This is a genomic window from Micromonospora sp. NBC_00330, assembly GCF_036136635.1.
Lineage (GTDB): Bacteria > Actinomycetota > Actinomycetes > Mycobacteriales > Micromonosporaceae > Micromonospora > Micromonospora salmantinae.
This window is the reverse complement of record NZ_CP108012.1, coordinates 5,754,417-5,767,330: the sequence shown is the minus strand read 5'-3', so window position 1 is coordinate 5,767,330 and position 12,914 is coordinate 5,754,417. Positions and strand designations below refer to the sequence as shown.

The 12,914-nt window shown below is 72.1% G+C and carries 11 protein-coding genes; 3 read left to right on the top strand and 8 right to left on the bottom strand.

The genetic code is table 11. The features are described from left to right. The first annotated feature begins 77 nt into the window (after window positions 1–77). Both OG598_RS26205 and OG598_RS26200 read left to right on the top strand, forming a co-directional pair. Complete coding sequence (locus OG598_RS26205; protein ID WP_328651510.1) at window positions 78–1,229, top strand: sensor histidine kinase; 1,152 nt, start codon at window positions 78–80, stop codon at window positions 1,227–1,229. Beyond that, window positions 1,226–1,867 carry a response regulator transcription factor gene (locus OG598_RS26200; RefSeq protein WP_328651509.1) on the top strand — a complete coding sequence of 214 codons (642 nt, stop codon included), beginning with the start codon at window positions 1,226–1,228 and terminating at the stop codon, window positions 1,865–1,867. The genes OG598_RS26205 and OG598_RS26200 overlap by 4 nt, the downstream gene beginning before the upstream one ends. A 6-nt stretch (window positions 1,868–1,873) precedes the next feature. On the opposite strand, the gene OG598_RS26195 is transcribed toward OG598_RS26200, so the two are convergent. The 7 genes from OG598_RS26195 to OG598_RS26165 form a co-directional block, all read right to left on the bottom strand. Next, window positions 1,874–2,509 carry a DedA family protein gene (locus OG598_RS26195; RefSeq protein ID WP_328651508.1) on the bottom strand — a complete coding sequence of 212 codons (636 nt, stop codon included), beginning with the start codon at window positions 2,507–2,509 and terminating at the stop codon, window positions 1,874–1,876. Between the two features lie 185 nt (window positions 2,510–2,694). Beyond that, on the bottom strand, window positions 2,695–3,957 hold the full coding sequence (locus OG598_RS26190) for an adenylosuccinate synthetase (RefSeq protein WP_328651507.1): 1,263 nt from the start codon (window positions 3,955–3,957) through the stop codon (window positions 2,695–2,697). Next, complete coding sequence (locus OG598_RS26185; protein ID WP_328651506.1) at window positions 3,954–4,913, bottom strand: hypothetical protein; 960 nt, start codon at window positions 4,911–4,913, stop codon at window positions 3,954–3,956. The genes OG598_RS26190 and OG598_RS26185 overlap by 4 nt, the downstream gene beginning before the upstream one ends. Before the next feature lie 9 nt (window positions 4,914–4,922). Then, entirely contained in the window at window positions 4,923–5,891 is a 969-nt protein-coding gene (locus OG598_RS26180) for a serine/threonine protein kinase (protein WP_328651505.1), read from the bottom strand. Further along, window positions 5,888–6,640, bottom strand: coding sequence for an NUDIX hydrolase (locus tag OG598_RS26175; protein WP_328651504.1), 753 nt, complete (start codon window positions 6,638–6,640; stop codon window positions 5,888–5,890). The genes OG598_RS26180 and OG598_RS26175 overlap by 4 nt, the downstream gene beginning before the upstream one ends. 128 nt (window positions 6,641–6,768) lie before the next feature. Then, a complete protein-coding gene (locus OG598_RS26170) occupies window positions 6,769–7,635 on the bottom strand; it encodes a MaoC/PaaZ C-terminal domain-containing protein (RefSeq protein WP_328651503.1) in 867 nt (288 codons plus the stop codon). Further along, complete coding sequence (locus OG598_RS26165) at window positions 7,635–9,008, bottom strand: 3-oxoacyl-ACP reductase (protein WP_328651502.1); 1,374 nt, start codon at window positions 9,006–9,008, stop codon at window positions 7,635–7,637. The genes OG598_RS26170 and OG598_RS26165 overlap by 1 nt, the downstream gene beginning before the upstream one ends. Before the next feature lie 55 nt (window positions 9,009–9,063). Here OG598_RS26165 and OG598_RS26160 point away from each other — a divergent pair, with 55 nt between their 5' ends. After that, window positions 9,064–10,356, top strand: a complete 1,293-nt coding sequence (locus tag OG598_RS26160; protein ID WP_328651501.1) for an acetyl-CoA C-acetyltransferase — start codon at window positions 9,064–9,066, stop codon at window positions 10,354–10,356. Window positions 10,357–10,423: 67 nt separating this feature from the next. Here the strand turns inward: OG598_RS26160 and OG598_RS26155 are convergent, their stop codons facing one another. After that, entirely contained in the window at window positions 10,424–12,745 is a 2,322-nt protein-coding gene (locus OG598_RS26155) for a PKD domain-containing protein (protein WP_328651500.1), read from the bottom strand. Between the last annotated feature and the right edge of the window lie 169 nt (window positions 12,746–12,914).

Sequence of the window (12,914 nt, the reverse complement as noted above, 5' to 3'; positions counted from 1 at the left end):
CGGGGTCATCCCCCACCTCACCCGGGTACGGCGCTGCGGGGCGGCCCGACACGTCGGCTGAGCCCTAGGCTCGCTGTGTGGCCTCCAGCGCCGTCGCCCTCCGGCGGGTCGTCGATCGGTACGCCCCGCCGCTGCTCGCCGTCCTGGTCGCCGCAGCCGTGTGGGCCAGCGCGACCGGTGACATCGGGGTCCGCTCGCCGCTGCCGAGCGTGGTCGTGCTGTTGATCGCACTGGGCTCGGCGGGTGCCGCCCTCACGGTCCGGACCCGCCGCTGGCCGTTGTTCCTGGCTGCGGCGGTCGGCTGGTTGGTGCTCGCCGCGGCGGCGGCCGGGGTGCTGGCCTCGTACCAGGCGGGTCTGCGGTTGCGCGGTCGCCAACTCGCCGGCTACCTCGCCGGGGCGGCACTGGTGCTGACCGGCGGGGTGCTGGTCGGGCTGTCGGTGGGTGGCGTACGCCGGATCACCACCGCCAGCACCGGCAACGTGCTGCTGCTCGCCGCCTGCCTGGTGGGGCTCCCATTGGTCTTCGGCCTGTGGGTGCGGGCCCGTCAGGACACGCTCGCCGCTCTGCGGGACCGGGCCGAGCGGCTGGAACGCGAGCAGGAGGCCCGCGCCGATCGGGCCCGTGCCGAGGAGCGGACCCGGATCGCCCGAGAGATGCACGACGTGGTGGCACACCGGGTCTCGTTGATGGTGGTGCATGCCGGGGCGCTGGAGGTGACAGCCGCGGACCCGGCGACCGTCGAGGCCGCCGCGCTGATCCGGACGACCGGCCGGCAGGCGCTCACCGACCTGCGCGAGGTGCTGGGTGTGCTGCGCCAGGCCGGCCCTGCCGTGACGCCGGAGCGGGGGCTCGACACGTTGGACGAGTTGATCGGGGAGTCCCGTGCCGCAGGGCTGCGGGTGTCCCGGCAGGACGAGGGTGTGCCGACGGCACTGCCGGCGACGCTGGGGCGTACCGCGTACCGGGTGGTCCGTGAGGCGCTGACGAACGTGCGCAAGCACGCGGCCGACGCCGAGACGACCGTCTGCCTGCGCTACCTGCCCGACGGGCTGGAGGTGCTGGTCCGCAACGGCCCGTCCGAGGGCGGGTCGGCGCTGCCGGGTGCCGGGCAGGGCCTGCTCGGGCTGCGTGAGCGGGTGGAGCTGCTCGGCGGCCGGTTGGAGGCAGCCCCCGTGGACGGTGGCTTCCTGGTCCGGGCTCTGATCCCGCTGGCGGGTGCGGCGTGATCCGGGTGGTGGTGGTCGACGACGAGCAGTTGGTTCGGGCCGGGCTGCGGCTGATCCTTGAGGCGGCGGAGGACATCACCGTGGTCGGTGAGGCAGCGGACGGCGCCGGCGCGCTGGAGCAGGCCCAGCGGTTACGTCCCGACGTGGTGCTGCTCGACGTGCGGATGCCGGGCGTCGACGGGCTGACCGTCGCGCCCGACGTGGTCGCCGCCGGCCCAAAGGTGATCATGTTGACCACCTTCGACCTCGACGAGTACGTGCACCGTGCGCTGCGGGCCGGCGCGGTCGGCTTCCTGCTCAAGGACACCCCGCCCCGGGAGTTGGCCGCCGCCGTTCGTACCGTGGCCGCCGGGAACGCGATGCTCGCCCCGACGGTGACCCGGCGCCTGATCAGCTCGTTCGCCGAGCGTGGCCCGGCCCGCCGGGACGCGGCCCGTGAGCGTCTCGCACCGCTGACCGAGCGGGAGCTGGCGATCGTCCGGGAGGTGGCACGCGGGCACGGCAACGCGGAGATCGCCCGGCGGCTGACGATGAGCGAGGCCACCGTCAAGGCACACGTCAGCCGGGCGCTCGCGAAGCTCCACGCGGGCAACCGGGTGCAGCTGGCCATCCTGGTGCACGACGCCGACCTGCTGTGACAGGTGTCAGGTCGATCCGGCCCGGTCGGTGGTGGTGGCGGCGCGGCGGCGCGCCCGGTGGCGCAGCCAACGGATGCCCTCGATGCCCAGCGTGACGATCACCGACAGGCCGATCCCGGCGAGGACGCCCTTGACGGGGTGCCGTTCGAAGGCCAGCCCGCCGAAGTAGCCGAGCAGCCCGCAGTACAGGGCCCAGGTGACCGTCGCGATCGCGTCGTACAGCAGGAACGACCGGCGGGAATAACGCACCGCGCCCATGGTGAGGGTGACGGCGGTCCGCCCGCCCGGCAGATACCGGGAGGTGGTCAGGATCAGCCCGCCACGCCGGTTCAGCGCGCGCCGGGCCCACTCCGAGCTGGCTCGTCGGCGGCTGCCGTCGGGAAACCCGGCGAGGCGTCTCGCGCCGCCACCGCGCCCGATGGCGTACGAGACGTGGTCACCGGCGCAGGCGCCCAGCGCGGCGGCGACGATCACCGCCGCCAGCTTGGGATTTCCGCTGGTGGAGAGCACGGCGGCGGTGATGACGGCCGCCTCGCCGGGTACTGCCGGAAAGAACGCGTCGACCGCCGTGAGCCCGAAGATCAACAGGTACACCCACGGTGAGGTGACCAGCTGTCGGAGCAGGTCGAGCGCGGAGTCCATGCCCCCATGCTCGCCGGGCGCGACCCGCCCGGTGGCCGAAGCCGCTGGATAACCCTCACCTCGCCTCGCGCCGATCTTGCATTTTGTGCCCGCACCAAACCCTGCAAAAGCCGTATAACAACAACCGAAAGTGCAAGATCGACGGGGCGGGGGTGGGGCTGGGGGTGGGGCTGGGGCGGGGTGGGTCAGGCTGCGTGGGCCAGGGGTCGTGGGGCTAGCAGCGGGCCGTGTGGGGTCTTGCTCTCGGCGGTGGGGCCGCGTGAGGTGAGCACCACCGGGGTGTCCAGCTCCGCGCTCACCGCTGCCGGCCAGTCCACCGGCGCTTCGTCGTACAGCGGGCGGGAGCGCAGCAGGCGGGCGGTGAGCGCGGCCTGGCGGTCCAGGTCACCGGGCGGGCCCGGGGTGAGCCGGTCGGTCGTGTCGTAGCGGCGGCAGATCCGCAGGTCGGGGCCGGCCAGGTCCAGGTGGGTCACTGCCAGGCCGTCGACACCGCCGGCTGCGGCGAGGGCGTACCGGTGGGCGACCGCGTCGAAGTGGCCGAACCGGAACCGGCCCTGCCACGGGTTCGTGGCGTTGTGCGCATCGGCGAACGGCAGGCTCCGGTCCTCGGTCACCAACGGGCCGTGCCCGTGCCGGGTGGTGACCACGCGGAGCACCCCGATCCGGGTCACGTCGCCGGGCCGGCCCGCCTCGGCGAGCAGGCTGTCGACGTTGGCGAACGTGGTGGTGCTCCAGGTGGTGTACGGATGGAAGCCGTGCCACTCGTCGAGCAGCACCCCCTGCGCGCCCTCGAAGACGCAGGTCCCGGTGCGCAGCGCCCCGGCGAGCCAACTGCCGTCGACGATGGCGACCCGGTCGGCGAACCCGGTGAACGCGGGCAGGCAGTCGTCGATCGGTGGCGCGTCCAGTGGGCCCAGTTCGGCGGTCAGCCGGTCCCGCACTGTGGTCAGCCTGCGGCGCAGCAGCGCTGGGCTGTGGCAGTCGGCGACCCGGGGTGCGTCGTCGGGGTGGGCGAGACCGTACGCGACGGCCTCGCCCACCCCCAGCCCGCAGGAGCCGTGCCGGTCGGCTCCCCGGGCGATCTCGCGGGCCTGGTTGGCGGCCCGGTGGTACGGGGTGGCGAGCAGTGCGTCCCCGTCGACGGTCAGCCGGTCGAGCGCGTCGGGCACCCCGAGCGTGGCGAGGTGGTCGGCCTCGGCGGCCAACGCCAGCGGGTCCACCACCACGTGCCGGGACAGGTGCGTACGCACACCGGGATGGAACGTGCCGGCGCCGAACTGCGCGAACGTGTGGTGCCGCCCGTCGCGCAGCACGACGTTGTGTGCCGCCTGCGCGCCCCCGTTGAAGCGGACCACCGTGTGCACGGGACGGGTGGCGCAGAGCCAGTCCACCACCGTGCCCTTGCCGGCGTCGCCGTAGCCGAGGTCGACCACCGCCACGTGGTTCACAGCCGGGTCACCCCGCCGGCCGTGTCGGTGAACGCCGGCAGCGTCGACACCTCGGCCCGCCGTTCCCGGCCGAGGCGGGCCAGCGCCTTCGACACGGTCCCGGTGGCGCCGGAGCCGGCGCGATCCAGATCGCGCAGGCCCTCGTCCAGGTCGATGGCCTGTTCGCCGAGGCCGATGGTGAGCGCGATGGTCTCGCAGACCGCGTCGAGGTCGTCGAGCACGACGGCGTTCTGCCCGAACAGGTCCCGCCAGAAGTCGAGCACCTTGGCGTTGCCGGCGTAGTGGCTGCCGGCCGGGAGCAGGTAGTAGGTGTCCCAGCGGCGGGTCACCTCGTCGACCACCTGCCGCAGCGGCACGTCCTCGGAGAGGTGGTCGCCGATCAGGCCGGCCACCTCCCGGGCCTTCACCCGCTGGTACGCCAGCTCGTCGCCGATGATGAAGAGGTAGCCGCGCCGGCCGCGCTTCTCCCAGTTGTCGGTGACCGTGTGCCGGGCCATGAAGTACATGGCCAGCTCGTACGACTCGCTCATCTGCCCGCCGCCGCCGCCCTCCAGCACGATCCGGCCGAGGTCGTCGTCCATCCGGTTGTCCGACTCGAACTGGCCCACCTGCAACGGCACCCGGTCGCAGGTGGCGTCGCCGATGGCACCGAACATGATCTGCGGGTCGCTGGCGTAGCCCTGCCGTTGCAGCAGCCCGAGCAGTTGCGGCAGCTTGGTCTGTAGGACCCGCGGCACCGTACGCATCGAGCCGGTCACGTCGAAGAGCACCGCGACGGGCGTCGACCGGGGGTGCTCGTCGGAGTCGCGGCTCTCGCGGGTCGCGTCCCTGGGATCGAGCGCGGGGTGCACTGTGCGTGCCCCGCTGTCGCTGTAGGAGAAGGCGCTCCTGCCGGTGGACCGGCGGTAGCGGTCGGCGGCGTCGTACACGTCGGTGGACCAGATTCCACTGCCCATGTCAGCTCCCTAGGGGGTGAGGGTGAAGGGTCGGAAGGTGCGTGGCCCGTAGAGCCGGTCCAGCACCTGGTCGAGTTCGCGTAGCAGGCGCCAGGCGTCGTCGGGCCGGGCGTCCAGGGACCGTTGCCGGCAGCCCTGCGCGAAGGTGTGCAGCTCGCGGGGTGCGCGCGGCCCCATCAGCCAGCTCATGCAGTGGCTGGCCATCGCGATGTCGGTGCCCGGCCCGCACCGCTGCTTCTTGAGGACCTCCTCCGGGTTCCAGCCGTGGCCCGGTACGACCGCCGGGATCGTGCTCCCGACGGCCGCGGAGAAGCACCAGTCGACGAGCACCACGCCGTGGGCGTCCGGCTCGATAAGCACGTGTCGGGGCAGGACCGCGCCGTGCACCACGCCCGCCCAGTGGGCCAGGCCGAGCACCACCAGCAGCCGCCGCCACATCCAGGCCACATCCCGGGCGTCCAGCCCGTCGGGGTACGCGCGCCGCACCTGTTCGAGGTCGTGCAGGCCGGGTGCGGTGGCGAGCACGTTGATCCGCCGTTCCGCGCCGGTGGCGGTGTCCCGGTGCCGGAGTTCGTCGACCAGCCGGGGCACGTACGGCAGGTAGCGCGGGTCGCCGCGATCGGCGATGGTGCGCAGGGCGTGCGCCTCGCGGGCCATCAGGTCGTTGTCGGTGGGCCGTCGGGGGAGCTTGAGCAGCCGGTCGTCGCCGACGTCGTAGAGGTCGGCCAGGTCACCCGAGTGAGCCGGCGCGCCGAGCCGGTAGTCGCCGAGGACCGTGGTCTGCCGGGCCTGCCACCGGGTGGTGACGTGGATGAACGCGTCGATGGCTTCGGCGCGTACCGCCGGGTCGGTCGGCAGGCGGTCGGGGTGCAGGGCCGCGACCAGCTCGCGGTAGCGGCGGGCCGGCTGGTCGGCGCCGAACAGGTCGGCGTCGGTGCGGGCGGCCGTGACCAGGCGGATGGCGTCCGTCGCCCTCACCGCACCGTCTCCTCGTGGGCGGGGCGCAGCAACGCCGGGTGCAGCAGGCGGGCGTCGCCGGCCCGGTAGAGCCGGGCGCGCGGGCCGCCTCGGGCACCACCGCGCTCGGTGCTGGCGCCGGTGCTCTCCACGAAGCCCGGCACGGAGAGCACCTTGCGGTGGAAATTGCCGGCGTGCAGCGGGTGCCCCCAGACCGTCTCGTAGACGGCGCGCAGTTCGCTGATCGTGAACTCGGCGGCGAGGAAGCGGGTGGCGAGCGGGGTGTACTCCAGCTTGGAGCGGGCCCGTTCCAAGGCGTCGTCGATGATCCGGCCGTGGTCGAAGGCGAGCTGCCGGCTGGTCAACGCGGTCACCGGCAGCCAGATGGCCTCGTCGGCGTCGCTGCCGGCGGCCGCGTCCGGCAGGTCGGGGGCGAACGCGAGGTGCGCGATCGAGACGACCCGCATCCGCGGGTCACGGTCGGGAGCGCCGTAGCTGCCCAACTGCTCCAGGTGTACGCGGCGCAGCGCCTCGCCGCCGAGCCCGGTCTCCTCGGCCAGCTCCCGTCGGGCGCCAGCGGTCAGGTCCTCGTCGGGGCGGACGAAGCCCCCAGGCAGCGCCCAGTGCCCCGCGAAAGGTGCCTCGCCGCGCCGGATCAGCAGCAGGTGCAGTGCGCCGTCGCGGATGGTCAGCGCCACCACGTCGACGGTCACGGCGACCGACGGGTAGGCCCGGGGGTCGTACGCGGCCAGGAACTCCTGCTCGTCCATTACGTCTCTCTCATCCTGAGAACATCTCGCTGTGAGAACAACTTAGCGCAGAAGTGCGCGCCTGCCAAGGGCAACTGTGCGCACCAAGTCAGCGCGATGCGCTCAGCGCACGAAGCCGGCGGGTGTGCTCAGCGCACGAGACCCGTCAGGTTCGGTCGGCCACGCGAGTCGTGCAGGGCGAACCCGCCGTCGGGCAAGAGCGCGAAGTTCACAGTGCTCGGCAGCGGCACTGGCAGCTTGAAGGCGACCTCGACCGTGTACGCGTCCGGCAGTCGGGCCTCCAACGCGGCCAGGCAGCGCGCCTTGCTCCACATGCCGTGCGCGATCGGCCGGCGGAAGCCGAACAGCCGCGCCCCGAGCCGGGACGTGTGGATCGGGTTGTGGTCGCCGGAGACCCGCGCGTACTCCGTACCGACGCGCGGTTCCACACGCCAGCGGGCGGTGGCCGTCGGCGCCGGGGGACGTTCGCCGGGCTCGCGTCCGCCCGGCTTACGCTCCCGACCGAGGTACGTCGAGACGCCGCGCCACACCTCCTTTCCGTCGATCGAGCCGACGAGCACCACGTCCACCTGCCGCCCCCGGTCGTGCGGGCGCAGGTTCTCGGCGTACGTGGTGAAGTCGAGGGTCTCGTCGGCGGTGATCGGGCGGTGCGTGGTGATCCGGTTGGCGACGTGCACCAGGCCGATCAGCGGGAGGGGAAAGTTCGGCGCGGTCATCAGGCGCAGGGCCAGTGGAAAGCCCATGACGTGCGGAAACGTCGCGGGCAGCCGATCGCTGAGCCGGAACCCGCAGACCCGGTCGTAGTCGGCCAGCCGCGCCCGGTCGACGCTCACCCCGCCCACCGTCAACTCGACCGCCGGCAGGTCGGGCCCGCGCCGTCCGCCGCCGAGGCCCGGTAGCGCACCGAGCAACGCCCGTCGGTGCAGCGCCCCGGCCGCCGGCATCCGGGTCAGTTCGACAGGGGTACGGCTGCCCGACTCCGGCCGCGCGCCCATCACGCCCCCAGCAGGCTCTGGCCGCAGACCCGGACCACGTTTCCGCTGACCGCGCCGCTGGCTGGCCAGGCAAGCCAGCCGATCGTCTCGGCCACGTCCACCGGCAACCCGCCCTGGGCCAGGCTGTTCATCCGCCGGCCCGCCTCGCGGACGACCAGCGGGATGCGGGCCGTCAGCCGGGTCTCGATGAAGCCGGGGGCCACCGCGTTGACGCTGATCCCGTGCTGCCGCAGGGCCGGCGCGAGCGAGTCGACCAGCCCGATCACGCCGGCCTTGCTGGTGGCGTAGTTGGTCTGCCCCCGGTTGCCAGCGATCCCGGCGATCGACGAGACCGAGATGATCCGCCCGCCGGCCGGGATCAGCTCCCGCGCCAGCAGCACGTCGTTGATCCGCTCCTGGCTGGAGAGGTTGACGTCGATCACCTGGTCCCACCGGTCGGCGTCCATCCGGCCGAGCGTCTTGTCCCGGGTGATGCCGGCGTTGTGCACCACCACGTCGACCCGGCCGTGCCGGCTGGCCAGGTGCTCGGCGAGTCGGGTCGGCGCGTCCGGCGCGGTCAGATCGAGTTGGACGGCGGTGCCGCCGATGTCGTTCGCCACCGCGGCGAGCGCGTCACCGGCGGCCGGGATGTCCAGGGCCACCACCTTCGCGCCGTCGCGGGCGAGCACCGTCGCCAGGGCCGCACCGATGCCCCGTGCGGCGCCGGTGACCAGCACGACCTGCCCGTCCAACGGGCGGTCCCAGTCGGCCGGGACGCTCGCCGCGCCGCCACCGACCCGGATGACCTGCCCCGACACGTACGCGGACCGGCCGGACAGCAGGAACCGGAGTGTCGATTCGAGGCTCGTGATGGTGCCAGCCGAGTGGGCCGGGTCGTCCGCCGCGTCACCGCTCACGTAGACGAGTTGCGCGGTGGTACCCCGGCCGAACTCCTTGCCGATGCTGCGGACCAGCCCTTCGAGGGCGCGTTGGGCGGTCGCCTCGCGGGGTGTCGGGCACTCCTCCGGTGAGGTGCCCAGCACGATCACCCGGCCGCTGGGCAGCACTGCCCGGGCCTGCGGGTGGAAGAAGTCGTAGAGCTGGCGCAGCTCGGTGGAGTCGGTGATGCCGCTGGCGTCGTACACCAGGGCTCCGAAGCGATCCTGCGGCCCGGCGGTGCCGGTGTCACGCAGCTCGACCCCGGCGGCGGTCAGGATCTTGGCGATCGGCTCGGCGAGCCGGCCGCCGGTGGCCGCGCCGAGCAGGGCCGGGCCGGCCAGCAGCGGGTCGCCGGGGTGGTGCCGGCGCAGTCGGGGCGGGTCGGGCAGCCCGAGGCGCTTGACCAGCGCGCGGCCGGCGGCCGATTGGACGAAGCTCGCGTACCTGTCGGTCATGGGCGTAGCCTACTGGCGAGTAGGGTTCGAGCAACACATGTCGAGGAGGCGGATCGTGCAGAGCATCCGGCGGGTCGCGGTCATCGGGGGCAACCGCATCCCCTTCGCCCGTTCCAACGCCCGCTACGCGGACGCGTCGAACGCGGACCTGCTCGGCGCGGCGCTCGACGGCCTGATCGCCCGCTACGGGCTGGCCGGGCAGCGCATCGGCGAGGTGGTCACCGGTGCGGTGCTCAAGCACTCCCGCGACTTCAACCTCACCCGCGAGGTCGTCCTCGGCTCCCGGCTCGACCCACACACCCCGGCGTACGACATCCAGCAGGCCTGCGGCACCGGCCTGGAGGCGACCATCCTGGTCGCCAACAAGATCGCCCTCGGCCAGCTCGACGTGGGCATCGCCGGCGGTGTCGACACCACCTCGGACGCCCCGCTCGCCGTCAACGAGGAGATGCGCCGCACGCTGCTCAAGCTCAACTCGGCCCGTACGCTGGGCGAACGGCTCAAGATCGCGGCGAAGCTGCGCCCGCTCCAGCCGTTCAAGCCGGAGATCCCGCGCAACGCAGAGCCGCGTACCGGCCTGTCCATGGGCGACCACGCCGCCCGGACCGCAGCGCGCTGGCAGATCGACAGACGCTCCCAGGACGAGCTGGCGCTGCGCTCACACCAGCGCCTCGCCGCCGCGTACGACAGGGGCTTCTTCGACGACCTGATGACGCCGTACCTGGGGCTCACCCGAGACCAGAACCTCCGCCCGGACAGCAGCCTGGAGAAGCTCGGTTCGCTGAAGCCGGTCTTCGGCACCCGCGGCCCGGACGCCGAGCAGGCCACCATGACGGCCGGCAACTCGTCGCCGCTCACCGACGGCGCTTCCACGGTGCTGCTGGCCAGCGAGGAGTGGGCGGCGGCGCATCACCTGCCCGTGCTGGCCTGGTTCAGCTGGTCGGAGACGGCGGCCGTGGACTTCGTGCACGGCGACGAGGGATTGCTGATGGCACCCGCGTACGCGGTGCCCCGGATGCTGGCCCGTGCCGGGCTGACGTTGCAGGACTTCGACTACTACGAGATCCACGAGGCGTTCGCGTCGCAGGTGCTGGCCACCCTCGCCGCCTGGGAGTCGCCGGAGTTCGCCAAGGACCGGCTCGGCCTGGACGCGCCGTTGGGCGCGATCGACACCGACCGACTCAACGTCAACGGTTCGTCGCTGGCCGCCGGGCATCCGTTCGCCGCCACCGGCGGGCGAATCGTGGCGACCCTGGCCAAGCTGCTGGCCGAGCGGGGAAGCGGGCGCGGGCTGATCTCCATCTGCGCCGCCGGTGGTCAGGGCGTGACAGCCATCCTGGAGCGCTGAGCGGAGTGTGCAAGGCGACGCCCGCCGGACCACGAGGGTCCGGCGGGCGTCGATCGTGCGGTGGAGCTCAGCCGAGGGTGAACTTCTCCCAGGTGCTGATGGTCGGGCCGTTGGCGATCAGCGGCTTGCTGCCTGCGCCGTCGGCGCTGACGTACTTGTTGTTGACGGCGGCCTTGAAGCTGACGGTGCCGTCGCTGTTGCGGACCATGGTGAACCGCTCCCAGCTGCTGGCCGTCGGGCCGTTGGGGATCAGCGGCTTGGATCCTGCGCCGTCGGCGGACACGAAGTGGTTGTTGACGCGGGCGAGGAGGGCGACCTGCCCGTTGCCGACATCCACCACGTCGAACCGCTCCCAGAGGCTGGCCGTGGCAGCCGAGGCGATCAACGGCTTGGTCCCCGCGCCGTCGGCGCTGACGAAGCGACCGTTGACCTGGGCCTTCAGGGATCGGTTCGCGTCCGGTACGACGACCTGGAGGAACTTCTCCCAGGTGCCGATGGAGGGCCGGTCGGCGCTCATCGGAACGGCGCCGCTGAATTCGGCGGTCACGTACTGGTTGGTGATGGGGGTCTGGAGGCTGATGGTGCCGTCGCTGTTGCGCACCAGCGTGAACGATTCGCGGATGTCCACGAGCTTGCTCGTCGCTGTCAACGTGACGTTGTCGAACTGGGAGATGCCGACGTAGCGCCCGGCCGCCCGGGAGAAGAGGGCGACCTTGCCGTTGCCGGCGTCGGCCAGGTCGAACTGCGCGATGGTGCTCGGTTCGGCCTGGTTGGGCCGAAGCCCGAAGCCGGTCTCGTAACTCACGTAACGCCGGTTGGACAGGGCGCGCAGACCAACGGTCCCGGTCGGCCGCAGCATGCTGATCTGATTGCCGTAAGCCGTCGACCGACCGTCGGTGCCGGTGACGGTGACGTTGACGAGATAGCGGTCCGGCTTCGCGTAGGTGTGCGAGGCGATCGGACTCGTCTGGGTGACGACACTGCCGTCGCCGAACGAGAACTCGTAGGACGCGATCGGATTAAGCCCGGGGGTGGAGGCGGAAGCGTCCACGCTCACCGAGCGCGCCTGGAGATTCAGGGCGACGTCGAACGACACCACCGGGGCGCGGACGGCCTCCACGGCACCACGGTCGGCGAAGGTGACCGAGCCGGCGCCGGTGTTCGCCACGGCCGGGTCGTCGACGCGCGGCCAGCCGGCGCGGTCGAGGGTCGGGTAACCGGGGGCGGCCGAGTTCGCCGAGTCGATGTTGTCCCGGGCCTGTCCCGTCTCGCGGTCGTGCGCGGCCTGGCCGGAGGCGGCCCGGAACGCGGCGAGACCCATCGGGGTGTTCCAGGCGTAGATCTGCGGTGAGTCGTTGTTGTAGTGGTGGACGTTGTTGTAGTCGACCACCGTCTTCCCGACAGCTCCGCCGTAGACGCCGATCTCGACACCGTCGAGGAACGCCGGGTCGCAGTAACTCTGGTCGAAGAAGCCGTTCGTGATCAGCACATTGTTCTGCACGGAGACGCCGGACGAAGCCCCGTCGACCCGGATCCCGTCGCGGCAACGGTCCTTGATGGTGTTGTTGGTGATCGCGGTGCCGGTGCCACCGCTGTTGTGCACCCCGTGGCCGGGGCCACCGTCGATCTGGTTGTTGGCCACCACGGTGTCGACCGCGCCCACCCCGATGGCGACTGCCGCTCCGGTGAAACCGCTGTACTTGCTGTCGAGGATGCGCACCCTCGGCCCGTCGACCTGGACGCCGACGCTGTTCTTGGTGGTCCGGTTTCCGCCAGCGGTCAACGCGTTCATGGACTTGAGGAGCACGTCGCTGCTCGCGGCGTCGATGGTGACCCCGGCGGCCAGGCCCATCCCGCTGGCATTGGTCTGCCTCAGCGTCGACCCGGTGACCCCGGTCAGTCGTATCGCAGGCGCGGTGGGGGAATCCGCCATGGCGAAGTTGCCGCCCTGAACGGTGATGCGGGAGGAGTCGCGCAGCTCGAGGCCAGGCACGTCGGTCGACCCGCTGGTACGCAGATTCTTGAGTACGACATCGTGCTGGCCGTCGATCACGAAGCCGGCGGTCGCGCCGATCAGAGTTGCCACGTCACTGGCCAAGAAGGTGACCGGCTGCTCGGGCGTGCCGGACGTGGGAATCGTGACGCGCTCCCGGTAGTTGCCGCCGCCGACGTCCACCGTCTGGCCGGCCGTGACCACCGCGGCCGCCGCGCCGATGGTGCAGAACGGCTGCGCCAACGTGCCTGGGAACTGATCCGAGCAGCCGCCGACGGGATTCTGTCGGACGTAGAGCGTCGTCGGAGCGTCCGCCTGGGCCGGCAGAGTGGTGCCCACCAGGGCACCACCGGTCAGCACGACGGTCGCGAGACCGGAAAGGAGGGATTTACCCATGCTTTGCCTCGGGGATGAGGAGGATCCGGCGGTCGCCGGGAGTCAGATAAAGGTGATCATGCATTACCGGTCGGTTGAGGCGCTGACCGCAGTGACAAAACGGCCGCTCCGCCGGTGTGTGCAAGGCGACGCCCGCCGGACCCGAGGGCCCCGGCGGGCGTCGACAGTG

Excerpts from the sequence above, each read along its gene's own strand:
- OG598_RS26175 (WP_328651504.1), bottom strand. The coding sequence starts at position 6,640 with ATGGACGAGCAGGAGTTCCTGGCCGCGTACGACCCCCGGGCCTACCCG.
- OG598_RS26170 (WP_328651503.1), bottom strand. The coding sequence starts at position 7,635 with ATGGGCGCGCGGCCGGAGTCGGGCAGCCGTACCCCTGTCGAACTGACC.
- OG598_RS26185 (WP_328651506.1), bottom strand. The coding sequence starts at position 4,913 with ATGGGCAGTGGAATCTGGTCCACCGACGTGTACGACGCCGCCGACCGC.
- OG598_RS26195 (WP_328651508.1), bottom strand. The coding sequence starts at position 2,509 with ATGGACTCCGCGCTCGACCTGCTCCGACAGCTGGTCACCTCACCGTGG.
- OG598_RS26155 (WP_328651500.1), bottom strand. The coding sequence starts at position 12,745 with ATGGGTAAATCCCTCCTTTCCGGTCTCGCGACCGTCGTGCTGACCGGT.
- OG598_RS26165 (WP_328651502.1), bottom strand. The coding sequence starts at position 9,008 with ATGACCGACAGGTACGCGAGCTTCGTCCAATCGGCCGCCGGCCGCGCG.